The following is a 23955-nucleotide window of genomic DNA, read 5'->3' as shown; positions in this document are numbered from 1 at the left end:
CCGGTCAGGCCATACCCGGCGGAATACCGCTCATCTCGCAGGCCAGTTCGCCGGTTCGTTTCAGCGCGTGAATATAGCGCTCGTCAAAGTGGTAACAGCAGGTCAGGCGTATCGCGCTGTTGCAGCGATCGCTCAGCGTGTAGAGCGCGCCCGGCGTCAGGCAGATTTTCTCCTGCAGCAGACGATGGAACAGGTCGATAGAGTCGATCCGGCCCGGCAGCTCGACCCAAAAAATAAAGCCGCCGCTGGGCAGCGTCGCTCTTGTTCCCTGCGGAAAATGCCGGGCGATCAGGCCGCGCGCCTCATCCACCAGCGCGGCATAGCGGCGGCGCATGGTGCGCAAATGACGATCGTAGCCGCCGGATTCCAGAAAAAGCCCGAGCGTTTCGCTCAACAGCTTCGACTCCGTCAGAGAGGAAACGGACTTGAGACGCGCCAGCGCCTGTGAAAAGCGGCCTGCGGCTATCCAACCCACGTGAAAATCGGGCGCCACCGTTTTAGTAAAGCTGGCGCAGTGCAGCACCCAGCCGTCCGTGTCGAACGCTTTAACCGCTGGCGATGGCGGCCAGCAGAACTGCAGCTCGCCATACAGGCCATCCTCCAGCATCGGAACCTGGTAGTGATTCACCAGCTTCGCCAGCCGTTTTTTATCCTCCAGCCGCATGGTGCAGCCCAGCGGATTCTGTATCGTCGGCATCGCCACCAGCGCCTGAATGCGCTTTTCACGCAGTACCAGCTCCAGCGCGTCCAGCGACAGACCGTGCTGCGGATCGGTGGGCAGCTCCAGCACCTTTAGCCCCAGACTGGCGAGCAGCGGAAAGAGATAGAAATAGGTGGGCGTCTCTAACCCGACGCAGTCGCCAGGTTTGGTAACGGCGCGCAGGGCCAGCTGCAGCGCCTCCATACAGCCGTGAGTCAGCGTGATATCTTCGGCGGTCAGCATCATGCCCAGATCCGCGACGCGTCGGGCAATTTCACGACGCAGACGCTGGCTGCCAGGCGGCAGAGCGTAGCGGCCGATAAGATCGGGATCGCGACGCAGCAGCGAGGCCATGATACGGCTGATTTTCGCCGTCGGAAAAAAGTCGCTGTTCTGCGGACAGGCCAGCGAGAGATTGACATAGTCCGGATGATTCTGCGCCGCGAAAACGGTATCGATCAGATCCAGTTTTTCGCTGCTGGGCGAGCTTACCTGCGTAGGATGACTATTGCGCGCCTTAACGGAAGGCAACACGCCGCGCACATAGTAGCCGGACTGCGGCCGCGCCTCGATCAGGCCGCGATCCTCCAGCAGCCGATAGGCCGTCAGCACGGTGTTGATGCTGACCTGATGGCCGGCGGCGCAGCGGCGCACGGCTGGCAGGCGACTGCCCGGCAGCCAGGTGCCGTTATGGATCGCTTCCGCCAGCGTTTCGGCCAGCTGATGATAAAGCGTCTGCTCTTGCGGATCGATAAGGGACACAGTCGCGCCTCCGGCTGATGGTTACAGTGCTGCCACAACGGCAATTGTGCTCATAACAATAGGTTATTTGTGAATCTGTTACCATCTTCAGGTACGGCTTACTCTGTTCTCCTCACTTATTTCGCAGGAGAGCGGCCATGCTCGATCCCTCTTTTTTCAGCTATGTTACCGTGATGTCGATTACGCCTGGCCCGAATAACCTGATGCTGGCGACTTCCGGCGTTAATTTCGGGATGCGCCGTACCGTGCCTATGATGCTCGGCATTACTTTAGGCTGTGCTTTGCAGATCGCCATCGCCGCGCTGCTGCTGGACAGCCTGCTGTTGTGGATGGGCGCCATACGCCTGCCTTTGACGCTGCTGGGCTGCGCTTATCTGCTGTGGCTCTCCTGGAAAATTTTTCGCGCGGGCGCGCCGGAGCTGCGGGAGAAAGCCAAACCGGTGTCGCTGCTGGGCGGCGCGCTGTTTCAGGTGGTTAATCCCAAAGCCTGGCTGATGGCGACCAACGTGGCGCTGATTTACTCTGCCAGCAGCGGCATAGTGCCGATGATGACCGGCTTCGTCGTGCTGAACCTGCCCTGTATTCTGATCTGGGCGGTGATGGGCGACAGGCTGGGGAAACATTTGCAGGTGGCGTGGAAGTTAAAGGCGTTTAACAGCGTGATGGCGCTGTCGCTGGTGGCGACAATCGGCTGGATGCTGGTCGAGCTGCTGAAGCCCTGAAAAAAGGGCGGCCTTTACGCCGCCCGCCTTGTTAATCGCCGACTTCGCCGCCGCCTTCCTGCGACGGCCATTTCCAGTCACGTACTTCAGGAATATCTTCGCCGTGTTCACGGACGTAAGCATGGTGAGCGGCCAGCTTCTCCTGCAGCGCATCCAGCACGTCCGCGGCTTTCTCCTGCAGGCCAGGCACGCGCAGAATAGCTTCCTGCGCCAGATGGTAGCGATCCAGCTCGTTCAGCACCGTCATATCGAAAGGCGTGGTGGTGGTGCCTTCTTCATTAAAGCCACGAACGTGGAAGTTCGGATGGTTATGGCGCTGATAGGTCAGACGATGGATCAGCGCGGGATAACCGTGGAAGGCGAACACGACCGGTTTATCGCGGGTAAAGATCGCGTCAAAATCTGGCTCTTCCAGTCCGTGTGGATGCTGTTCACGCGTCTGCAGGGCCATTAAATCCACCACGTTGACGACGCGAACCGCCAGATCGGGCAGATACTGCCGCAGCAGATCCACCGCCGCCAGCGCTTCCATCGTCGGCACGTCGCCCGCGCAGGCCATCACTACGTCAGGCTCTCTGCCAGGCTTTTCGTTACCGGCCCACGGCCAAATCCCCATGCCTTTTTCACAGTGCGCTACCGCCTCGTCCATGGTCAGCCACTGCGGTTCCGGCTGTTTGCCCGCGATGATGACATTGATGCGGTCCCAGGTTTTCAGACAGTGGTCGCCAACCCACAGCAGGGTGTTAGCGTCCGGCGGCAGGTAAACGCGGACAATATCGGCTTTCTTGTTGACAACATGATCGATAAAGCCGGGATCCTGATGGCTGTAGCCGTTGTGATCCTGACGCCAGACGTGTGAGGAGAGCAGATAGTTCAGCGAGGCGATCGGCTCGCGCCACGGCAGCTTGCGGGAAACCTTCAGCCATTTAGCGTGCTGGTTGAACATGGAATCGATGATGTGGATAAAGGCTTCATAGCAATTAAACAGGCCGTGGCGACCGGTCAGCAGATAGCCTTCCAGCCAGCCCTGACACTGATGTTCGCTGAGGATTTCCATCACGCGACCATCCGGCGCCAGCTGCACGTCGTAATCGCGGATCTCCTCCATCCAGGTGCGGTTGGTGACGTCAAAAACTTTGCTCAGGCGGTTAGACGCGGTTTCGTCCGGGCCGAACAGGCGGAAGTTATCGGGATTATCGCGGAAGATCGCGCTCAGATAGCTAGCCAGCACCGCCGTGGACTGCTCCTGTGTTTCACCTGGCTTGTCGACTTTGATAGCGAACTCACGAATATCGGGCGTTTTCAGCTCCTTGCGCAGCCGGCCGCCGTTAGCGTAAGGCGTCGCGCCCATGCGCTTTTCGCCCTGCGGCGCCAGCGCCTGCAGTTCCGGCTTAAGCTTGCCCTGCTCATCAAAGAGATCGTCAGGCCGATAGCTCTGCAGCCACTGCTGTAGCAGCTGGCGATGTTCTTCGTTCTCCCGACATTCCGCGACCGGTACCTGGTGCGCGCGCCAGAAGCCTTCTACCTTTTTGCCGTCCACCGTTTTCGGGCCGGTCCAGCCTTTCGGGCTGCGCAGGATAATCATCGGCCAGGCGGGAACGCTGTCAGCGGTTTTCCCCTGGCGCGCCTGCTGCTGTAAATCCCGAATACGATTGAAGGCGGCGTCCAGCGTATCGGCCATCAGGCGATGCATCTTTTGCGGATCGTCGCCGCTGACGAACAGCGGTTCATAGCCGTAACCGGCGAAGAGCTGGCGCAGATCTTCGTCGCTGCTGCGGCCAAGCAGAGTCGGGTTCGCAATTTTATAGCCGTTTAAATGCAGAATTGGCAGCACGGCGCCGTCGCGCGCGGCGTTTAAGAATTTGGTGCCGTGCCAGCTGGCGGCCAGCGGGCCGGTTTCCGCCTCGCCGTCGCCGATCACGCAGGGCACGATAAGATCCGGATGATCGAAGGCGGCGCCAAAGGCATGTACCAGCGAATAGCCCAGCTCGCCGCCTTCATGGATGGAGCCGGGCGTTTCCGGCGCGGCGTGGCTGGGAATGCCGCCAGGGAACGAGAACTGGCGGAAAAGCCGCTGCATTCCCTGCGCGTCGGCGCTCACTTTAGGATAAATCTCGCTATAGGTGCCTTCCAGCCAGGTGTTGGCCACCATGCCTGGCCCGCCGTGACCGGGCCCGCAGATATAGAGCAGATCGAGGTCGCGCTGGCGGATAATGCGGTTCAAATGCGCATAGATAAAGTTCAGGCCCGGCGTGGTGCCCCAGTGTCCCAGCAGGCGAGGCTTAATATGCTCGGGCCGCAGCGGCTCGCGCAGCAGAGGATTGTCCATCAGGTAAATTTGCCCGACCGAAAGGTAATTGGCGGCGCGCCAGTAGCGGTCAAGCAGCGCTAATTCACTGTCGGTGGCGGCGTGCGGGGAAGAGGTGTCCATCTGCTGCTCCTGTTAAATGGGTCAGCTAAAAGCATAGACGGCTGAAGCAGTTGTGCAGGCAGGGAAAGAAAAGGCGGAGCATCTCCGCCTTTAAAACAGAACTATTTGCCGATAACGGCAGCGCCGGCCACTGCGGCTTCATCATTAGCGGCGGTAAACGGCGAGTAGTCGAGCTGCAGAATGCGGCTGGTTTCCGCCAGCTGCTGCTCGGTAGCCGCCACGTTGCCGTTGAGCTTCTGACCCCAGGAAGGAATCATCGCTTTCAGCTTCGCCTGCCACTCTTTGGACGCCATTTTTTCCGTGAACACTTTGCTCATCAGGTCGATCATAATAGGCGCCGCCGTGGAAGCGCCCGGCGAGGCGCCCAGCAGTGCGGAGATGGTGCCGTCCTGCGAAGTTACCACTTCGGTGCCGAGCTTCAGCACGCCGCCTTTCTGCGCATCCTTTTTGATAATCTGCACGCGCTGGCCCGCTTTGACCCGGCGCCAGTCCTCTTTCCTCGCCTCCGGGAAATACTCCTGCAGCGCCCTGCAGCGATCGTCATCGGTCAGCATCACCTGACCAATCAGGTATTTCACCAGATCGAAGTTATCCAGCCCGACATGCATCATTGGCTTGAGGTTTGACGAGGTCATGGAGCCAAACATATCCCACAGCGAGCCTTGCTTCAGGAATTTGGTCGAGAAAGTGGCGAACGGCCCGAACAGCAGCACCTGCTTGCCGTCCAGCATGCGCGTGTCCAGATGCGGCACGGACATCGGTGGCGCGCCGACCGAAGCCTTGCCGTACACCTTAGCGAGATGGCGCTTCACCACTTCAGGATTTTCGCTGACAAGGAATTCGCCACCGACCGGGAAGCCCGCGTAGTCTCTGGCTTCCGGAATGCCTGTCTGCTGCAGCAGCGTCAGCGCCGCGCCGCCCGCGCCGATAAAGATATATTTAGCGCGAATGGTTTTCTGTCGGCCGCTGTTTTTCAGGTCGGCTACGGTTACATTCCAGCTGCCGTCGGCGTTGCGTTTAAAGCCGCGCACTTCCTGGCCGGTTTCCAGCGAAAAATGGCGGTTTTTCTGCATGGAGGCCACCATCTGGCGTGTAATTTCGCCGAAGTTCACATCGGTGCCCGTGGTGATACGCGTGGCGGCCACCTGCTGGCTCACATCGCGGCCTTCCATCAGCAGCGGCGCCCATTCCCTGATCTGGTCAGGATCTTCGGAATACTCCATGCCGCGGAACAGCGAGCTTTTCTGCAGCGCCGCAAAGCGCTTTTGCAGGAAGGTAACGTTATCCTCGCCCCAGACGAAGCTCATATGCGGCACGGTGTTAATAAAGCTGCGCGGATTGCGCAATACGCCTTTCTGCACCAGATGGGCCCAGAACTGGCGGGAGATCTGGAATGCCTCGTTGATCTCCACCGCTTTTTTAATCTCTACCGAGCCGTCCTCTTTCTGCGGCGTATAGTTCATTTCCGCCAGCGCGGCGTGTCCGGTGCCCGCATTGTTCCAGCCGTTAGAGCTCTCTTCGGCCACGGTGTCGAGGCGCTCGATCATGCTGATGCGCCATTCCGGCTCCAGCGCCTGCAAATAAGTGCCGAGCGTGGCGCTCATTGCGCCGCCGCCGATCAGTAACACATCTTTCTCTTCATCTGCCGTGGCGGCTTTCGCAGAGCCCATAGCGGCCAGAAGTCCTGCTAATTTTGGCATGAGACGACTTCTCCGTATGTTGATGAATCAACATGGTGAGCAGGTGAAACGACAGCGGTTTCTTTGAACCATCATGGTCGCTCCAGGGAAACAGGCGTTTCCATCACTAAAACGGATGAATAACGCGCATAAGGCGTCTCAGAAATATACCATTGTTACGCGCCAATTAAAAAATTGTTTAAAGATTAAAAATAAGAATGCTGTGCGTGCCGCGATTAGCGAAGGTGATAACGAAGCGGTTAATTCTTGGGCTATATGATCATTAGTTTAAGTATATCAGCGTGTTGAAGAAAAGAAGGTCAGGTTAAAAAAGCGGCGAAGAGCGGAAAAAAGCGTCACCAGATGGCGTTTAAAGCAGCAAAATAAAAATTTTCTTCAGCGCAGAAAAAGGCATCATTTGTTAATGTTTTGTTGCTTTTTTGTTGGGTAAGGCGCGGAGTGGGAAAAGTAACGGAAATTGCAGGCGGAAAAAACCTGCTCCGTTGCCGGAGCAGGCTAAGATCAGGCGTTTTTCGCCGCGGCGGCAGCCTTGACGATAACGGCGAAAGCGTCCGCTTTCAGCGACGCGCCGCCGACCAGCGCGCCATCGATATCCGGCTGTGCAAACAGCTCGGCGGCGTTTTTGTCGTTGACGGAACCGCCGTACTGAATGATGACCTGTTCTGCAACAGCGGCATCTTTTTTGGCGATATGGTCGCGGATAAATTTGTGCACGGCCTGAGCCTGAGCTGGCGTGGCGGATTTGCCGGTACCGATGGCCCAGACAGGTTCGTAGGCGATAACCACGCCGTTAAACGCTTCCGCACCCTGAGTTTCCAGCACGGCGTCGATCTGACGCGCGCAGACTTCTTCCGTTTTGCCCGCTTCGTTTTCCGCTTCGGTTTCGCCGATGCACAGAACCGGGATCAGGCCAGCCGTTTTCAGCACGGCGAATTTTTTGGCGATCAGCTCGTCGCTTTCTTTATGGTAAGTACGGCGTTCGGAGTGGCCGATAATGATGTATTTCGCGCCGACATCTTTCAGCATCTCGGCGGAAACTTCGCCGGTGAAAGCGCCGGACAGGTTAACGTCGACGTTCTGCGCGCCAAGCGCGATATGGCTGCCTGAGCTGGCGTGTTTAGCCAGATCCAGATAAATCGTTGGAGGGGCAATGGCTACGCCGCAGCCATCGACAGCGCTCAGCTCTTTACGCAGACCGGCAATCAGCTCATTGACCATGTGTTTGCTGCCGTTCAGTTTCCAGTTACCCATTACTAACGGATGTCGCATTCTATCCTCCACGCTTAGCGCGATACGGTTTAATTACTCTGCCTCAGCAGCGTTGTCTGCCGGACAGTATAGAGATCAAAGCCCTTCGGAGCTTTGTTTTTCGTCATCTTTAGCGCGGGTCAGTTGGCGTTCAGCGCCAGCTTGACCGGCTCAATAGCGAAGGTCAGGCCCTTTTCGCCATTATCGGCCACCACGTAGCGCAGCGCGCCTTCCGCCTGGGCATAGTAGCGCGAGCCTTTGCCCTTGCTCAGCAACTCTTCCAGCCGTTTTTGGCTCTGCTCCTGCGTCAGCGTCGGTTCAAAAAAACGCGTCAGCGCGATCATATAGGCCACCGCTTTCTCTCTGGCCGTTTTTTCGTCCGGGCCAGGCACCGGCAGCCAGGTGATCTGTAAGGTTTTGATCTTCCCCGTTCCCTGTTCCAGCGCGGTGGAAGAGTAGAGATTTTCATTGATCTTACTGGCGGCGCGAGTCAAATTACTTTTATCGCCGCGGCTGTCTGTCGCCCGATATTCAGCAATCTGTAACTTTGGATTGATAGCATTATACTTTTCACGAAACTGGCCGATAGTCATATCAAAGGTCGGCGCGCCCGCCAGCAGATAGGGCGCCGCAGGCATATGTTCCGCACGGGCCTGGGGATCGGCGTCGGCCCGGACGGGCGCGACGGCCAGCCAGACCAGTGCTGTTACACCCATGAGTAACGCTTTATTCATCATCTGTCGCTCTAACCTGTGCAATTAATTCAGAATTAAAACGGACAATGACCGGCAAAGTCAAAACCTGACGCTGTTCTGAGGAAGAAAAAATGACCTTACAAGCGTGGTGTTTCTCCTGGCGCGGCAGGTTGGGGCGGCGCGATCTGTGGATCTGGCTGACGCTCTGGCTCCTGCTCTTGACCGTCCTGTTTGCCCTGGCCGCGCGCGGCTGGCTCAGCACGCAAACGGCGGCGTTTTGCGTCGTCTGCCTGCTGTGGCCTTCCAGCGCCGTGGTGGTCAAGCGGCTGCATGACCGCAACAAATCGGCCGCATGGGCTTTACTGCTGCTGGTGGCATGGATGCTGCTGGCGGGCGACTGGGCTTCGCTGCCCGCCAGCTGGCAGTGGGCGCTGGGACGTTTCATTCCCACGCTGATTCTGGTGACCATGAGCCTGGAGCTGGGCGTCTTCAGCGGCAGCAAAGGCGAAAACCGCTTCGGCAAAGCCACGCTGCAGGTCAATTATTTCGGTCGCAGAACGCCCGATTACCAGTAATGCTCGCTGGTCATATGGCCCGGTTTACGTTTGAGATGCTTGCGCATATCGCGCGTCTCTTTCAGCAGCTGCTGCGTGTCCCTGACCATTTGCGGATTGCCGCACAGCATAATATGGCTCTCTTGTGCCGTCATCGGCAGGCCGACGGCGGCTTCCAGTTCGCCGCTGGCGATCAGCGCCGGCACGCGGCCGGTTAATGAACCTGCGGCCTCTTCACGGCTGACCACTGTCTGAATGCGCAGCTGGCCGTTATAGCGCTGTTCCAGCGTTCGCATCAGCGGCAGATAGCTCAGATCCCGCGCATAGCGCGCGGCGTGTACCAGCACGATATTTTCGAAACGCGCCAGTCCTTCGCCTTGCTGTAAAACAGAAAGATAGGGGCCGATCGCCGTGCCGGTCGCCAGCATCCACAGGGTTTTGCACTCGGGAACTTCATCAATAACGAAAAAACCGGCCGACTCTTTGGTGATCATCAGCGTCTGGCCGGGCTGCAGCGCGTGAAGACGCGGGCTGAGCTTGCCTTCCGGCACCGTGACCAGATAGAACTCCAGATTTTTATCGCTGGGCGCGTTCACAAAAGAGTAGGCGCGCTGGACGCGTTCGCCGTCAACTTCCAGCGCCAGCTTGGCAAACTGCCCGGCGGTAAAGGGATCGATGGGCGCGGTGACGATAAGGCTGAACAGGCTATCCGTCCAGTTATGCACCTGCTGTACCTCGGCGTTGACCCATTCGGCCATAGCGCGCTCCTTAGTCAAAACGGGTGGAATAGCTATCTTCGCTACGCGGCGGCGTTTTTACCAGCCTGCGTCCTCTACAAAGCTCATATCGACAAATTCTGCGCCAGTCGTACAGTTTCTTTTACGTTGCTGAACGCTTTTACTGACACTTAATTAAAGACCATTTTCACGCGCACTCTCGCTTTGTCACGGGTTCCTGATATTTTCCTCGTCATTAAAATCCCTTCCTGGCGAATCGTCCTTTTTTACGGCGATTTGGCCGTTAACCGTGCTGATGAAATGAAAAAAATTGCAAACGGGCATCTTCTGGTGATGCTGATCGCGCTGGTGGCCGTCGGCCAGATGGCGCAAACCATTTATGTCCCCGCGATGGCGACCATCGCACAGGATTTCGGCGTGCGCGACGGCGTGGTGCAGCGCGTAATGGCGGCTTACCTGATGACCTATGGCGGTTCGCAGCTGCTGTATGGGCCGCTATCAGACAATATTGGCCGCCGCCCGGTTATCCTGGGCGGACTGACTATTTTTATGCTTGGCTCGCTGGTAGCGCTTTGCGCGCCTGATTTCAATCTGCTGGTGCTGGGTAGCGCCATTCAGGGATTGGGAACTGGCGTAGCGGGCGTAATGGCGCGTACGATGCCGCGCGATCTCTATGCGGGCGGCGCGCTGCGTCACGCTAACAGCCTGCTGAATATGGGCATTCTGGTCAGCCCGCTGGCAGCGCCGGTTATTGGCGCGCTGCTGACGCATCTGTTCGGCTGGCACGCCTGCTTTATTTTCCTGCTTTTGCTCTGTCTGAGCGTGGGCGTGACGATGCTGCGCTGGCTGCCGGAAACGCGTCCTGCGCCGCTGGAAAAGCGTGCGCTCTTTTCGCGCTACCGACCGCTGCTGGCGGACGCCACTTTTATTCGCTATCTGATTATGCTGATGGGCGCGTTGGGCGGTATCGCGGTATTCGAAGCCAGCTGCGGTGTACTGATGGGCGGCGTGTTGGGGCTGAGCAGCCTGACGGTCAGCCTGCTGTTTATCCTGCCGATTCCGGCGGCCTTTTTCGGCGCCTGGTTTGCGGGTCGCGACAACAAACCTTTCCCGCAGCTGATGTGGTGGTCGGTCAACAGCTGCCTGCTGGCGGGCGCGCTGATGTGGCTGCCGGCCTGGTTCGGCGTTATGAACATCTGGACGCTGGTTGCGCCCGCCGCGCTGTTCTTCTTCGGCGCGGGGATGCTGTTCCCGCTGGCGACCACCGGCGCGATGGAGCCCTGGCCCTATATGGCCGGTACGGCAGGCGCGCTGCTGGGCGGCCTGCAGAACCTGGGCTCGGGTCTGGCGGCCTGGCTCTCCGCGCTGCTGCCGCAGAGCGGCCAGTTTAGCCTGGGGATGCTGATGTTCGCGATGGCGCTGCTGATTCTGCTCTGCTGGCTGCCGCTGTCGAAACGGCCCGAACTGCAGGCCGTATAGGCGGCGCGCCTACAGAATATAGGGGTGCAGACTCTCGTCCTTGCGATCCAGGTAGTGGATGGACTGAATACGGCGGATGGTGCGCGATTTGCCGCGCACCAGCAGCGTTTCGGTAGTGGCGACGTTGCCCTGGCGCGTGATGCCTTTCAGCAGATCGCCGCTGGTGATGCCGGTGGCGGAAAATATCACGTTATCGTTATGCGCCATCTCGGCAAGCTGTAAAACTTTTCCGGCCTCGATGCCCATTGCCGCGCAGCGCTTCAGCTCTTCTTCGCCCAGCGCGCGGTTCTCTGGCGTATCGCCTTTCACCGCGTGGCGCGGCAGCAGCCTTCCCTGCATATCGCCATCCAGCGCGCGGATTACCGCGGCGGAAACCACGCCTTCCGGCGCGCCGCCAATGCCATACAGCACGTCTACTTCGCTGTCAGGCATACAGGTCAGGATGGAGGCGGCGACGTCGCCGTCGGGAAAGGCGAAAATTCGCACGCCCAGGCGCTGCATCTCCGCAATCACGCTGTCATGACGCGGTTTGGCGAGAATAGTAACGGTCAGTTCCGACAGCGGCTTTTGCAGCGCCCGCGCGATATTCTGCAGATTTTCTGCCAGCGGCAGTGCCAAGTCGATAGCGCCTTTCGCACCGGGGCCGACCGCCAGTTTCTCCATATACATATCGGGCGCGTTGAGAAAGGTGCCTTTATCGCCGACCGCCAGCACCGCCAGCGCGTTAGCCTGGCCCATCGCGGTCATACGCGTGCCTTCAATAGGATCGACGGCAATATCCACCGCGTCGCCCTGGCCGCTGCCTACCTTTTCGCCGATATAGAGCATCGGCGCTTCATCGATCTCGCCCTCGCCGATAACGATTTGCCCGTCGATATCCACTTTGTTCAGCATAATCCGCATGGCGTATACCGCCGCGCCGTCGGCCGCGTTCTTGTCGCCGCGTCCCAGCCATTTGTAGCCAGCCAGCGCCGCTGCTTCCGTTACGCGTGAAAATTCAATAGCGAGTTCTCGTTTCATCATAGGCCTCGGGAAAGTAATGAGGCAGGAAGTCTGGCATAGCGGAAAGGGAAAACGCCAGCATTCTTATCGCGGTCGTTAAGCCTGGCAAAAGCAGCCCGCCATCATGGCGATGGCGGGCGAGGGGGAATTACTCTTCGTGATCTTCCCACGCCTGAGCGCGGGCGACGGCTTTCTTCCAGCCGGCATAACGATAGTTACGCTCGGTGGTTTCGATGCTTGGACGGAATTCGCGTTCGATAACCGCTTTGGAGCGAACCTCATCCAGATCTTTCCAGAAGCCTACTGCCAGACCGGCCAGGTAAGCCGAGCCAAGCGCGGTGACTTCCAGCACTTCCGGGCGTTCTACGCGAGTGCCCAGGATATCGGACTGGAACTGCATCAGGAAGTTGTTGGCTACCGCGCCGCCATCCACGCGCAGCGACTGCAGGCGCGTATTGGCGTCGTTCTGCATCGCTTCCAGCACGTCGCGCGTCTGGAAGGCGATGGACTCCAGCGTGGCGCGGATAATGTGGTTGGCGTTCGCACCGCGCGTCAGGCCGAAAATCGCGCCGCGCGCATACGGGTCCCAGTATGGCGCGCCCAGGCCGGTAAAGGCCGGTACCATATAGACGCCGTTGCTGTCCTTCACTTTGGTCGCGAAATATTCAGAGTCGGTCGCGTCGCCAATCAGTTTCATCTCGTCGCGCAGCCACTGAATAGAGGCGCCGCCGATAAACACCGCGCCTTCCAGCGCATAGTTCACTTCGCCGCGCGGGCCGCAGGCGATAGTGGTCAGCAGGCCGTTGGTCGAGGTGACCGCTTCCGTACCGGTGTTCATCAGCATAAAGCAGCCGGTGCCATAGGTGTTTTTCGCCATGCCGGGCTGCACGCACAGCTGGCCATACAGCGCCGCCTGCTGGTCGCCCGCGATGCCGGCGATAGGAATACGCGTGCCGCCTTTACCGCCGATATTGGTCTGGCCGTAAACTTCGGAAGAGGATTTCACTTCCGGCAGCATTTCACGCGGGATATCCAGGATATCCAGCATACGCTGATCCCACTCCAGCTTGTGGATGTTGAACATCATGGTGCGCGAGGCGTTGGTGTAGTCGGTGATATGCACCCGACCCTGAGTCATTTTCCACACCAGCCATGAATCGACGTTGCCGAACAGCAGCTCGCCGCGTTTCGCGCGTTCGCGCGCGCCTTCCACGTGATCCAGAATCCACTTCACCTTAGTGCCGGAGAAGTAAGGGTTAATCACCAGGCCGGTCGTGTGCTGGATATACTCTTCCAGGCCTTCCTTTTTCAGTTTGGCGCAGTAGTCGGCGGTACGCGGGTCCTGCCAGACGATAGCGTTGTAGATCGGCTTGCCGGTCTCTTTATCCCAGACGATAGCGGTTTCGCGCTGGTTGGTGATGCCGATAGCGGCGATCTCGTCCGAACGGATATCGGCGTGGGCCAGCACTTCCACCAGCGTGGAGCTTTGCGACGCCCAGATATCCATTGGGTCGTGCTCTACCCAGCCTGGCTTAGGATAGATTTGCTGAAATTCGCGCTGGGAAACCGCAACAATGTTGGAGTCGTGATCCAGCACCACGGCGCGGGAGCTGGTAGTCCCCTGATCCAGCGCGACGATATATTTTTTATCTGTAGTCATAAATCCTTCCTGATGTGTAAAGGGTTAGCACTTACGCTTTACGCTGTTCAGCACGCGCTATCGTCTTCTCTGTCTTCTTTACCGTGACAGCGCCTGGCAGGTTGCGGGCGATCAGAGAGCGGTAGCCGAGTGCGCCCACGCTGGCGCCAACGATCGGGCCAAAAATTGGCACGAGGAAATAAGGAATGTCGCGGCCGCCGGTAAAGGCGACGTTACCCCATCCGGCCAGCCATGCGAAGAGCTTAGGGCCGAAATCGCGAGCCGGGTTCAGGGCGAAGCCGGTCAGCGGCCCCATCGCACCGCCGATCACCGCGATCAGCAGGCCGATCAGCAGCGGCGCCATCGGGCCACGCGGCAGGCCGTTGCCATCGTCGGTCAGCGCCATAATCAGGCCCATCATCACGGCGGTAATCACCGCTTCAACCAGGAAAGCCTGGCCGACGCTGATATGCGCGTTAGGGTAGGTTGAGAAGATGCCTGCCAGATCCAGACTCTCTACGCTGCCGCGCACCATATGATGCGCCTGTTCATAATCCAGGAACAGGTTGTAGTAAAGCGCGTAGACCAGCGCAGCGGAACAGAAGGCGCCGGCGATCTGCGCCAGGATATAAGGGATAACTTTACGGCCTTCGAAGTTGCCGAACAGGCAGAGCGCCAGCGTGACGGCCGGGTTCAGATGCGCGCCGGAGATCGCCGCGCTCAGGTAGACCGCCATCGCAACGGCAATCCCCCAGATAATGCTGATTTCCCACAGGCCCAGTACCGCACCGGCCAGCTTCGCCGCGGCAACGCAGCCGGCGCCGAAGAAAATAATTGTGCCTACGCCGAGAAATTCAGCGATGCACTGTCCTTTGAGAGTAGTTGTCTGGCTCATAATGATGTTTCCTGAAGGCGAGGTTAAATGACGTGCGACGTTTTTGTTCTCATTCCCTGAGTCGCCCCAATCTTGTGTGGGGTTGTTGTGAATTTATCGTTAACGAGCATAAACGAGAAATAGCGAAATCAAAAGTTGTGTGCTGCTTCAAAAAAATGAGCGTTTTCGCGTCTTTCTGCGCCATTTTCCCGGCAGATGACACTTTCGTTTCTGTTGCTATGTTTCAATTTATTAACAGTAGCGGTAAAGGAATGCGGATAAATGTTAAAGATACCAGGTCTTCACTGAAAAACGCGGCTCTCGCGCCTGTAGCGGGTTCGTTGCTGGACTTGACGCGCCGCTCTACTTACAATCGGGGCATCGTTGTGATCCGCAGCGGGTCGGTAAAAGCCGGTAAAGCTGCGTCAGCAACATCAACGCCTTGCGATTAGGAGAGGTCATTCACGATGTCATTTGAAGTGTTCGAAAAACTGGAAGCAAAAGTTCAGCAGGCGATTGATACTATCACTCTGCTGCAGATGGAAATCGAAGAGCTGAAAGAGCAGAACAACAACCTGAACCAGCAGGTTCAGCAGGCCGCGGGCAGCAGTGAAGCTCTGGTGCGTGAAAACCAGCACCTGAAAGAGGAGCAGCATGTCTGGCAGGAACGCCTGCGTGCGCTGTTGGGAAAAATGGAAGAAGTCTGAGTCAGGTTTGACGACAGGCAGGAAGAGAACGGGTGCCCTTCAGCACCCGTTTTTGCTATTCGATATCCAGCGGATCTTCGGCAAGGATAATGCCGGTATTGTCGGCGTAAAGGTGGTCGCCTGAGAAGAAGGTCACGCCGCCAAAGTTAACGCGTACGTCGCTCTCGCCAATGCCTTCTCCGGCTGCGCCTGCCGGGATAGCCGCAATCGCCTGGATGCCGATATCCAGATCTTCCAGCTCGTCGACCTGACGCACGGAACCGTACACCACGATACCTTCCCACTCGTTTTGCAGCGCCAGACGCGCCAGCGCCGCGTCGACCAGCGCGCGCCGCACGGAACCGCCGCCGTCTACCAGCAGCACCCGACCACGCCCGTTCTCTTCCAGCAGATCGTACAGAAGCCCGTTATCTTCAAAACATTTCACCGTGGTGATTTGCCCGCCAAACGAGGTGCGGCCACCAAAGTTTGAAAAAAGCGGTTCGACCACGTTCACATCTTCATGGTAGATGTCGCACAGTTCAGAAGTATCGTATTTCATAAGGGTTCATCTGTTTGCCACAGGGACATTAAGTATATCGCTTTCTGTCGACTGTTGGCAAAATCATCAGTTGCTAAAAGTTGCGATGGGTCAAGCACATCGCGTTTAGCTCATCGCCAGACCCAGCGCAAAAAGCAGATTAACCAGCAGCGCCGCTTTTACCGTTTTTTCCAGTACGGGACGCATTGCTGCGGCATTGGTATGTTTGATAACGAAGCGCGCCTGCCCGAATAACAGCGGCGCGCTAAGTAAAAACAGCCAGCCCGGCGCGTCGAGCCCGGTCAGTTTGGCGTACAGGGCAAAGCAGAACAGCGAAGCGGAGAGCAGCATGGCGTGATAGTAACGCGCGCTACAGGCGCCAAGCCTTACGGCCACGGTAAATTTGCCGTTCCGCCTGTCGCTGTCGATATCGCGCATATTGTTGACGTTCAGCACCGCCACCGCCAGCAGCCCGCAGCCGGTGGCCGGCAGAAAAGAGAGCCACTGCAGGCTGTGCGTCTGCAGGTAAAAACTGCCCACCACGCCCAGCCAGCCAAAAAAGATCAGCACGGCGAGATCGCCCAGGCCGAGATAGCCATAGGGTTTTTTCCCTACCGTGTAGGCGATAGCGGCGACCACGGCCACCGCGCCCAGCGCCAGAAAGCCCAGCATATCGACAAGGCTGTCGCAGGCGCTCACAACCAGCGTGACGCCCGCTATCAGCGTGAGGACGGTAGTTAACGCCAGCGCGAAGCGCATCTGCTTCAGGCCGATCAATCCTTTCTGCATACCGCGCAGCGGGCCCAGGCGTTCAGGCGTATCGCTGCCTTTTACCGCATCGCCATAATCGTTGGCCAGATTAGAGAGAATTTGCAGCAGCGCCGTGGTCAGGAGCGTCAGCAGCGCCACCGTCGGATTGAAGCTGCTCTGTTGCCACGCCAGCGCCGAGCCGGTTATTACCGAGGCGCAGGCCAGCGGCAGCGTGCGCAGGCGAAAGCTTTCCAGCCATGCGCGCAAGGAGGAGAGAGCCGGAGCGGTAGAAATATTGTCGGTCATCACACAGTGGCCTTTGCTGGGTAAGAAGTGCCGGAAAGCGGCCAGTTTAGCGGCTGTGGGAGCGTCAGGAATTAATCCATATCAGGGATCGGGCGGGAAGACGGTAGAAAAAGAAAAACCCCGCGCGTAAGCGACGGGGTTGAGATAACGGTGACGAAGCGCTTACAGAATAAAGCGGCTGAGATCTTCGTCCGCTACCAGCTCGTCCAGATGCTTGCTGACGTATTCCGCGTCGATGGTAATCGACTCGCCGTTGCGATCGCTGGCGTCATAGGAGATCTCTTCCATCAGACGCTCCAGCACGGTATGCAAACGGCGCGCACCGATATTCTCGGCGGTTTCGTTCACCTGCCATGCGGCGGCCGCGATACGGCTGATGCCGTCGTCCGTAAAGTGAATATCCACGCCTTCGGTCTTCATCAGCGCTTTGTACTGGACGGTGACGGAAGCGCTTGGCTCAGTGAGGATGCGTTCAAAATCGTGCGTGGTCAGCGCCTGCAGCTCAACGCGGATCGGCAGACGACCCTGCAGTTCCGGGATCAGATCGGAAGGGCTGGCGACCTGGAACGCGCCGGAGGCGATAAACAGGATATGGTCGGTTTTAACCATGCCGTGCTTGGTGGAGACGGTGCAGCCTTCCACCAGCGGCAGCAGGTCGCGCTGTACGCCTTCGCGCGAGACATCCGGGCCGGAGCTTTCGCCGCGCTTACACACCTTGTCGATTTCGTCGATAAACACGATGCCGTGCTGCTCGACCGCCTCAATGGCTTCCTGCTTCAGCTCTTCCGGGTTCACCAGCTTAGCGGCTTCTTCTTCCACCAGCAGCTTCATCGCCTCTTTGATGGGAAGCTTGCGCGGCTTCTGCTTCTGGCCGCCGATGTTCTGGAACATCGACTGCAGCTGGCTGGTCATCTCTTCCATGCCTGGCGGCGCCATAATTTCAACGCCCATCGGCGCGGCGGCCAGATTGATTTCAATCTCTTTGTCGTCCAGCTGACCTTCACGCAGTTTCTTGCGGAAAGCCTGGCGGGCGGCCGACGGCTCGGCAGGCGCTTCCGCCTGACCCCAGTTGTTTTTCGCTGGCGGGATCAGCACGTCGAGAATGCGCTCTTCAGCCATCTCTTCGGCACGGTAGCGATTTTTGTCAATCGCCTGCGAGCGTACCATCTTGAGCGCGGAGTCGGTCAGATCGCGGATAATCGAATCCACTTCCTTGCCTACATAGCCGACTTCGGTGAATTTAGTCGCTTCGACCTTGATAAACGGCGCGTTGGCCAGCTTGGCCAGGCGACGGGCGATTTCGGTTTTACCGACGCCGGTCGGGCCGATCATCAGAATATTTTTAGGCGTTACCTCGTGGCGCAGCTCTTCATCGAGCTGCATACGGCGCCAGCGGTTACGCAGCGCGATGGCCACGGCGCGCTTGGCGCCGTCCTGGCCGATGATAAATCTGTTCAGTTCGCTGACGATTTCGCGCGGAGTCATTTCAGACATAATCAGGGTCCTTACGCTTTAGACGGTAATTCTTCGATAGTAAGATTGTGGTTGGTATAGATGCAGATATCGCCTGCAATACCCAGCGCTTTTTCCACGATGTCGCGCGCGCCAATTTCGGTGTTTTCCAGCAGTGCGCGAGCGGCCGCCTGTGCGTAAGGGCCGCCGGAGCCAATAGCGATCAAATCGTTTTCCGGCTGGATAACGTCGCCGTTACCGGTAATGATCAGCGAGGCGTTTTCATCGGCTACCGCAAGCAGTGCTTCCAGCTTGCGCAGCATCCGGTCGGTACGCCAGTCTTTAGCCAGTTCGACCGCCGCCTTCACCAGGTGGCCCTGATGCATCTCCAGTTTGCGCTCGAACAGCTCGAACAGCGTAAAGGCATCTGCGGTGCCACCGGCAAAACCAGCGATGACCTTGTCATTATAGAGACGACGCACTTTTTTGACGTTGCCTTTCATTACGGTATTGCCGAGCGTAGCCTGGCCATCACCGCCAATTACTACCTGGCCGTTGCGTCGTACACTTACAATTGTTGTCACGGGCAGACCCCTTGTTGCAGTCGAAAGATCTCCCCGCAGGCTCGCTGCGGGGCAATGATGCAAACAGATATGGGGGGAATCCGGAAGTTTTCAACCCCCGAGAGAGACAGGAATACAATTTGAGTGGCCGCTGCCGCGCAGACGCTTCAGCGTGCTGTCGGCGGCGCTACGGCTGTTGTAAGGGCCGACGATAACGCGGTTCCAGCCGCCGCCGCTGGTGATCTTGCTCTCGAAGCCTTCAAACGCCAGCGAGGCGCGTACCGATTCCGCCTGATCGCTGCCTTTGAACGAGCCGCATTGCACCATCCAGCGCTGCGTCTTCTCTTTTTCCACTTCCTTCGGCTTTTCGGTTTTCGGCTGCTGGCTGTGCTGCGGCAGCATATGCTGCTGCTGCTGCGTCGGCTGCTGAGTGGTCTGTACCGGCTGCGACTGACGCGGCGTTGGGGCCGTTTGCGGCTGCGACTGGCGCGGCGGCGATTGATACTGGCTCTGAGGCTGGCGCGACTGCTGTTGCAGCTGTGTTTGCTGCTGCTGGCGCTGCAGCGTTTGCTGGCGCTGCGCAGGCGTCTGCTCGTTCCACGGCACTTCGTTCAGCTGGGTAGGCTGCTGGCGCATATCGGCCTGCATCTGCTCCAGTAGCTGACGCTGCTCGTCGGTTAGCTGGGTAGGCGAATGCACTTCGCCGCCTGCTGAAGGCTCCACCGGCGTAGGCACGGTGATTTGGCGGTTTTCCAGCTCTTTGATATAGCGCCAGCGCTCTTCAGGCTTGGGCGGCAGGCCGTTGCCGGTCGCTTTGTGATCCGGAATAACGGGCGTTTCTTCTTCTTTTTTATGATGAGCGATAAACCACAACCCGCCGACAAAGGTCACCAGTACCGCAACGGCCAGGCCTACCATGATCTTCGATACACCCGAACCGCCGCTGCGCTTTTTGCTGCCGCCGCGGCCGTTGCTCTTTTTGCGACGCGTCCCTGTCGAACGCCCGCGGCCTACGTAATCTTTTTGTGCCACTATCGTTCCGCTAATAATCAATGAAGAGTAAGGTCGGGCCAGCGCGCTGGCCTGCAGCCCGCCATGTTACTCAAGGGCCGGAAGTTTGACCAGCGGCGATGCAGGTAAGAATCTGCTGAAACTCCCTTTTTATTGCGCTGAAAAAGGTTTTTCGCCGCCGGTCACGCTTTTTCCTGCAGCGCGGGCGCAGTGCTGCCGCGAATTTTGATTTCGAAATCCAGCAGCCTGGAGCCGCTGTTCACCAGCTTGCCCTGCAGCTGCTCCAGCAGCAGGTTCATCGCTTCGCGACCGATATTGAATCTTGGCTGGGCGATGGTGGTCAGTTGAGGATCGCTGTAGCGCGACAGCTCGATATCGTCGAAGCCGATCAGCGACAGATCTCTGGGCACGCTCATGCCCATGATTTTTGCCTGCGCCATCGCGCCCAGCGCCATAATATCGCTGTGACAAAAAAGGGCGTCCGGCGGCTGCGGCAGCCGCATCAGCTGCTTCAGCGCGCGACTGCCGGCGTCGAAAGTAAAATCGCCGCGCACGATGTAGCGCGGATCCAGGGCGATACCGTTGCGCTGCAGCGCCTGAATATAGCCCTGCAGGCGATACTGGCACAGCGGCATCTCCTGCGGCCCGGCAATGCAGGCGATGCGCTCGTGACCCAGCTTCAGCAGATGGTTAACCGCTTCGAAAGCCGCCGTCAGGTTATCGATATGCACGGTCGGCAGCTCCAGCTCGGGCGCGAATTCGTTCGCCATCACCATCGGCGGCAGGCTGCGCTGCTCTTCCAGGCCCGCTTCAAAAGGCACCTGCGAGCCCAGCAGCACCATACCGTCGATTTGGCGGGTCAGCACCAGATTCAGAAAAGCGTTCTCCTGACGGTTTTGATGGGCGCAGTCGCCAATCAGCACCAGATAGCCCTGTTCCGCCGCGACAGACTCCACGCCGCGAATGATTTCGCTGAAGAAGGGATCGCAGATATCCGGCACTATCACCAGAATGGTGCGAGAGTCGCTGCGGCGCGGATTACGCACCATCGCGTGCGGCGAATAGCCAACGGCGATCACCGCCGCTTCAACCTTTTGACGCGTGGCGGCAGAGACTTTTTCCGGGCTCATCAGGGCGCGCGAAACGGTCGCCGTCGATACGCCCGCTTTTTCCGCCACGTCTTTCATCGTGGCGCCCATAGTCTCAAGCTTCTGCTCCAACGCTGTTCTCCTCGTCCCGGCGTAATCACTGATCGGCACCGGCCGGAAATAAAGGGACGGCTGTCAGCGTTGCGGCCGACCGTCACCGTGAAATTCATTAATGCTAATCAATAGCGTTAGATAATTTGCATAAAAATTGTGACTTGTGCGACTTTTTTCGAGTCGGCTCGCAAGCCGAAAGCAAAGTCGCCAGATTTTCAGCTTTCGGTGGGATCCACATCCAGCGTCCATTTCACCTTGCGCGCCTGCGGCAGCGTGCCCATCAGCGGCAGCGTGGCTTTGATCAGCCGCTGCAGCAGCGCGCGGGAAGGATGCTGCAGCAGCAGCTGCCAGCGATAGCGACCGCCTCGCTTCGGCTGCAGCGCCGGAACCGGGCCCATCACCCAGAACGCCTCGTCTTTCAGCGGACTGGCCTCCAGCAGATTGCGCAGCTGCTGTAAAAAGAGCGCGGACTGCTGGTTGTCGTGATCTTCGGAGCGGAACAGCGCGTGACTGGTAAACGGCGGCAGAAACACGGTTTTACGCTCGTTTAGCGCCTGCTGCGCAAAGGCGTCATAACCCTGGTGCAGCAGCGTTTGCAGCAGCGGATGTTCAGGATGGTGCGTTTGCAGCATGACTTCGCCCTGTTTGCCGGCACGACCGGCGCGGCCGGCGACCTGGGTGTAAAGCTGGGCGAAGCGCTCGGCGGAGCGGAAGTCGGCGGAAAAGAGCGCGCCGTCGACGTCCAGCAGCGAAACCAGCGTGACATCGGGGAAATGATGGCCTTTAGCCAGCATCTGCGTCCCGACCAGAATCCTGGCGCCGCCGCGATGCACGTCCGCCAGATGCTGTTCAAGCGCGCCTTTGCGGCTGGTGGTGTCGCGATCGATTCTGGAAAGCGGCACGTTTGGAAACAGCTCGCTCAGGTTCTGTTCCAGCTGCTCGGTGCCCAGGCCGACCGGCACCAGATGCGTCGAGCCGCACTGCGGACACTGATGCGGAATAGGGCGCTGGCTGTCACAGTGATGGCAGCGCAGCTGGCGAGAGTGCTGATGCAGCGTGTAGTAGCGGTCGCAGCGCTGGCATTCGGCGATCCAGCCGCATTCATGACAGAGCAGCGCTGGTGAAAAGCCGCGACGGTTTAAAAACAGCAGCACCTGGTTATCCGCTTTCAGGTGGTCGCCGATCTTTTTAATCAGCATCGGCGACAGGCCGCCCTGCAGCTTCACGCCTTTCAGATCGATCAGCTGCTGCGTCGCCTGACGCGCGTTGCCCGCGCGCTTGCTGAGATTCAGCTGGCGATATTTGCCCATCTGCACGTTGTGCAACGTCTCCAGTGCTGGCGTGGCGGTGCCCATAACAATCGGGATATCTTCCTGACGCGCGCGGAAAACCGCCAGATCGCGCGCCTGATAACGCCAGCCTTCCTGCTGTTTATAGGAGCTGTCGTGCTCTTCATCGATGATGATGACGCCCAGCTGGGCGAACGGCGTGAACAGCGCGGAGCGAGTGCCGATAACGATGGCCGTTTCGCCGTGGCGCGCGCGCAGCCAGACTGCCAGCCGCTCGCTGTCGTTAAGCGCGGAATGCAGCACGTCGACCGGCGCATTGAACCGCTCGCGGAAGCGGGCGATGGTTTGCGGCGTCAGGCCGATTTCCGGCACCAGCACCAGCGCCTGCTTGCCGCTGGCGAGCACGTTCTCCAGCACGCTCAGGTAGACCTCGGTTTTGCCGGAACCGGTGATACCGGCCAGCAGCCAGGCGGCGAAGCGATCGTCTTCCGCCCGAATGGCGCCGACTGCCGTCGCCTGCTCGGTATTCAGCCGCAGCCGCTCGCCTTTGACCTCGTAATTCGTCCGCCAGTCCTGCAGCGCGCGCTGCTGGGTTTGCAGATCGCACAAACCTTTGGCCCGCAGCGCCTGTAGCGTCGCGTCGGTAATATCGTGCTGGCCGATTTCGTGGCGATAAAGGTTACGCTGGCGCAGCGCCGCCAGCGCCTGCTGCTGTTTGGGCGCTCGCTTCAGGCTTTCCGGCGCGGTTTCGCGGCCGCTTTCGGTAATAAACCATTGCCAGAGCGGCGCTTCCCGCGCGGGCTTACCCTGACGCAGTAAAACGGGCATGGCGTGAAACAGCACTTCGCCCAGCGGATAGTGATAGTAGTCGGCGGCCCACAGCAAAATGCGCCACAGCGACGGCGGATAAAGGGACTCGTCGTCCAGCACCTCATGCACGGCTTTCAGCTGATCGAGAGGAAAATCGCTGCTATCGGCAATACCTACCACTACGCCGACCGCCTTGCGCTTGCCGAACGGCACGATAACGCGCGCGCCAGTCGCTGCCGCGGGCAGATGCGCGGGCAGCAGATAATCAAAATTGCGGGCAAGCGGAACGGGCAGAGCGACCTGAACGACGGGCATGAATTCATCCGGATGAAATTGTGAGCGGGATAGTGTACACTGTGTCTTCCTGAATGTGCGGATTCGATTGCGGTGTGCGGTTATTTTCTGTATAGTTCGCCGCCGTTGATACGGCATTTTGGTATCAAATCACCTGAACTATTAATCTTCGTGTGGTGCCGGCGCAGGCAAGTTCCTGGCGCGGGAGAGCGACACGGCCTTAACTGAGGTTTTCCCATGAAAAAAGGTATTCACCCGAATTACGTTGAAGTTACTGCTAAATGTTCTTGCGGTAACGAAATTAAAACCCGCTCAACCGTGGGTCACGACCTGAACCTGGACGTGTGCGGCAAATGCCACCCGTTCTACACCGGCAAGCAGCGTGACGTGGCGACCGGTGGTCGTGTTGACCGCTTCAACAAGCGTTTCAGCATCCCAGGCAGCAAATAAGCAGCCTGTTGGACGCAACAAAAAACCCGGCTTCGGCCGGGTTTTTTTATGTCTGCGC

The 23955-nt window shown here is 58.6% G+C and carries 21 protein-coding genes; 5 read left to right on the top strand and 16 right to left on the bottom strand.

Going from position 1 to position 23955, the window contains the following annotated elements; genetic code table 11:
• Positions 1–4: 4 nt before the first annotated feature.
• The gene (locus MKZ79_RS20270) at positions 5–1462 is read right to left on the bottom strand and encodes an aminotransferase-like domain-containing protein (RefSeq protein ID WP_336144426.1); all 1458 of its coding nucleotides are present in this window, start codon (positions 1460–1462) and stop codon (positions 5–7) included.
• A gap of 137 nt (positions 1463–1599) precedes the next feature.
• Here MKZ79_RS20270 and MKZ79_RS20265 point away from each other — a divergent pair, with 137 nt between their 5' ends.
• The gene (locus tag MKZ79_RS20265) at positions 1600–2184 is read left to right on the top strand and encodes a LysE family translocator (protein WP_336144425.1); all 585 of its coding nucleotides are present in this window, start codon (positions 1600–1602) and stop codon (positions 2182–2184) included.
• A 31-nt stretch (positions 2185–2215) separates the two neighbouring features.
• On the opposite strand, the gene MKZ79_RS20260 is transcribed toward MKZ79_RS20265, so the two are convergent.
• The 4 genes from MKZ79_RS20260 to MKZ79_RS20245 form a co-directional block, all read right to left on the bottom strand.
• Positions 2216–4615, bottom strand: a complete 2400-nt coding sequence (locus MKZ79_RS20260; RefSeq protein ID WP_336144424.1) for a phosphoketolase family protein — start codon at positions 4613–4615, stop codon at positions 2216–2218.
• A gap of 101 nt (positions 4616–4716) precedes the next feature.
• Positions 4717–6315, bottom strand: a complete 1599-nt coding sequence (gene mqo / locus MKZ79_RS20255) for a malate dehydrogenase (quinone) (RefSeq protein ID WP_442897179.1) — start codon at positions 6313–6315, stop codon at positions 4717–4719.
• Positions 6316–6816: 501 nt separating this feature from the next.
• The gene (gene tpiA, locus MKZ79_RS20250; RefSeq protein ID WP_336144423.1) at positions 6817–7584 is read right to left on the bottom strand and encodes a triose-phosphate isomerase; all 768 of its coding nucleotides are present in this window, start codon (positions 7582–7584) and stop codon (positions 6817–6819) included.
• 119 nt (positions 7585–7703) lie between these two features.
• Positions 7704–8297, bottom strand: a complete 594-nt coding sequence (locus tag MKZ79_RS20245; protein WP_442897181.1) for a YiiQ family protein — start codon at positions 8295–8297, stop codon at positions 7704–7706.
• Positions 8298–8389: 92 nt separating this feature from the next.
• Between MKZ79_RS20245 and MKZ79_RS20240 the strand changes: the two genes are divergently transcribed.
• Positions 8390–8833 carry a DUF805 domain-containing protein gene (locus MKZ79_RS20240; RefSeq protein WP_336144421.1) on the top strand — a complete coding sequence of 148 codons (444 nt, stop codon included), beginning with the start codon at positions 8390–8392 and terminating at the stop codon, positions 8831–8833.
• On the opposite strand, the gene fpr is transcribed toward MKZ79_RS20240, so the two are convergent.
• A complete protein-coding gene (gene fpr, locus MKZ79_RS20235) occupies positions 8824–9570 on the bottom strand; it encodes a ferredoxin--NADP(+) reductase (RefSeq protein ID WP_336144420.1) in 747 nt (248 codons plus the stop codon). The two genes, MKZ79_RS20240 and fpr, sit on opposite strands and share 10 nt — an antisense overlap.
• 279 nt (positions 9571–9849) lie before the next feature.
• Between fpr and emrD the strand changes: the two genes are divergently transcribed.
• Complete coding sequence (emrD, locus tag MKZ79_RS20230; RefSeq protein WP_336144419.1) at positions 9850–11028, top strand: multidrug efflux MFS transporter EmrD; 1179 nt, start codon at positions 9850–9852, stop codon at positions 11026–11028.
• Between the two features lie 9 nt (positions 11029–11037).
• On the opposite strand, the gene glpX is transcribed toward emrD, so the two are convergent.
• From glpX to MKZ79_RS20215, 3 genes are all read right to left on the bottom strand, one after another.
• The gene (gene glpX / locus MKZ79_RS20225; protein WP_336144501.1) at positions 11038–12048 is read right to left on the bottom strand and encodes a class II fructose-bisphosphatase; all 1011 of its coding nucleotides are present in this window, start codon (positions 12046–12048) and stop codon (positions 11038–11040) included.
• A gap of 130 nt (positions 12049–12178) precedes the next feature.
• Positions 12179–13690 carry a glycerol kinase GlpK gene (glpK, locus tag MKZ79_RS20220; RefSeq protein ID WP_336144418.1) on the bottom strand — a complete coding sequence of 504 codons (1512 nt, stop codon included), beginning with the start codon at positions 13688–13690 and terminating at the stop codon, positions 12179–12181.
• 31 nt (positions 13691–13721) lie between these two features.
• A complete protein-coding gene (locus MKZ79_RS20215) occupies positions 13722–14564 on the bottom strand; it encodes an MIP/aquaporin family protein (protein ID WP_336144417.1) in 843 nt (280 codons plus the stop codon).
• A gap of 446 nt (positions 14565–15010) precedes the next feature.
• Here MKZ79_RS20215 and zapB point away from each other — a divergent pair, with 446 nt between their 5' ends.
• Positions 15011–15250 carry a cell division protein ZapB gene (gene zapB, locus MKZ79_RS20210; protein WP_336144416.1) on the top strand — a complete coding sequence of 80 codons (240 nt, stop codon included), beginning with the start codon at positions 15011–15013 and terminating at the stop codon, positions 15248–15250.
• A 55-nt stretch (positions 15251–15305) separates the two neighbouring features.
• Here the strand turns inward: zapB and rraA are convergent, their stop codons facing one another.
• From rraA to priA, 7 genes are all read right to left on the bottom strand, one after another.
• Entirely contained in the window at positions 15306–15791 is a 486-nt protein-coding gene (gene rraA / locus MKZ79_RS20205; protein ID WP_336144415.1) for a ribonuclease E activity regulator RraA, read from the bottom strand.
• Positions 15792–15896: 105 nt separating this feature from the next.
• Entirely contained in the window at positions 15897–16826 is a 930-nt protein-coding gene (locus tag MKZ79_RS20200) for a 1,4-dihydroxy-2-naphthoate polyprenyltransferase (protein WP_336144414.1), read from the bottom strand.
• A gap of 162 nt (positions 16827–16988) precedes the next feature.
• Complete coding sequence (hslU, locus tag MKZ79_RS20195; RefSeq protein ID WP_336144413.1) at positions 16989–18320, bottom strand: HslU--HslV peptidase ATPase subunit; 1332 nt, start codon at positions 18318–18320, stop codon at positions 16989–16991.
• An 11-nt stretch (positions 18321–18331) separates the two neighbouring features.
• On the bottom strand, positions 18332–18862 hold the full coding sequence (hslV, locus tag MKZ79_RS20190; protein WP_147200319.1) for an ATP-dependent protease subunit HslV: 531 nt from the start codon (positions 18860–18862) through the stop codon (positions 18332–18334).
• Between the two features lie 90 nt (positions 18863–18952).
• Entirely contained in the window at positions 18953–19873 is a 921-nt protein-coding gene (ftsN, locus tag MKZ79_RS20185) for a cell division protein FtsN (RefSeq protein WP_336144412.1), read from the bottom strand.
• 161 nt (positions 19874–20034) lie between these two features.
• On the bottom strand, positions 20035–21072 hold the full coding sequence (gene cytR / locus MKZ79_RS20180) for a DNA-binding transcriptional regulator CytR (protein ID WP_336144411.1): 1038 nt from the start codon (positions 21070–21072) through the stop codon (positions 20035–20037).
• A gap of 197 nt (positions 21073–21269) precedes the next feature.
• On the bottom strand, positions 21270–23468 hold the full coding sequence (gene priA / locus MKZ79_RS20175; RefSeq protein ID WP_336144410.1) for a primosomal protein N': 2199 nt from the start codon (positions 23466–23468) through the stop codon (positions 21270–21272).
• Between the two features lie 216 nt (positions 23469–23684).
• Between priA and rpmE the strand changes: the two genes are divergently transcribed.
• On the top strand, positions 23685–23897 hold the full coding sequence (rpmE, locus tag MKZ79_RS20170; RefSeq protein ID WP_336144409.1) for a 50S ribosomal protein L31: 213 nt from the start codon (positions 23685–23687) through the stop codon (positions 23895–23897).
• Positions 23898–23955 lie beyond the last annotated feature (58 nt).

Origin of the sequence: Erwinia sp. CGal63 (genome assembly GCF_037026505.1) — a bacterium.
GTDB lineage: Bacteria > Pseudomonadota > Gammaproteobacteria > Enterobacterales > Enterobacteriaceae > Erwinia.
Note: the sequence above shows the minus strand (reverse complement) of the source record. Positions and strands in the feature narration are given on the sequence as shown.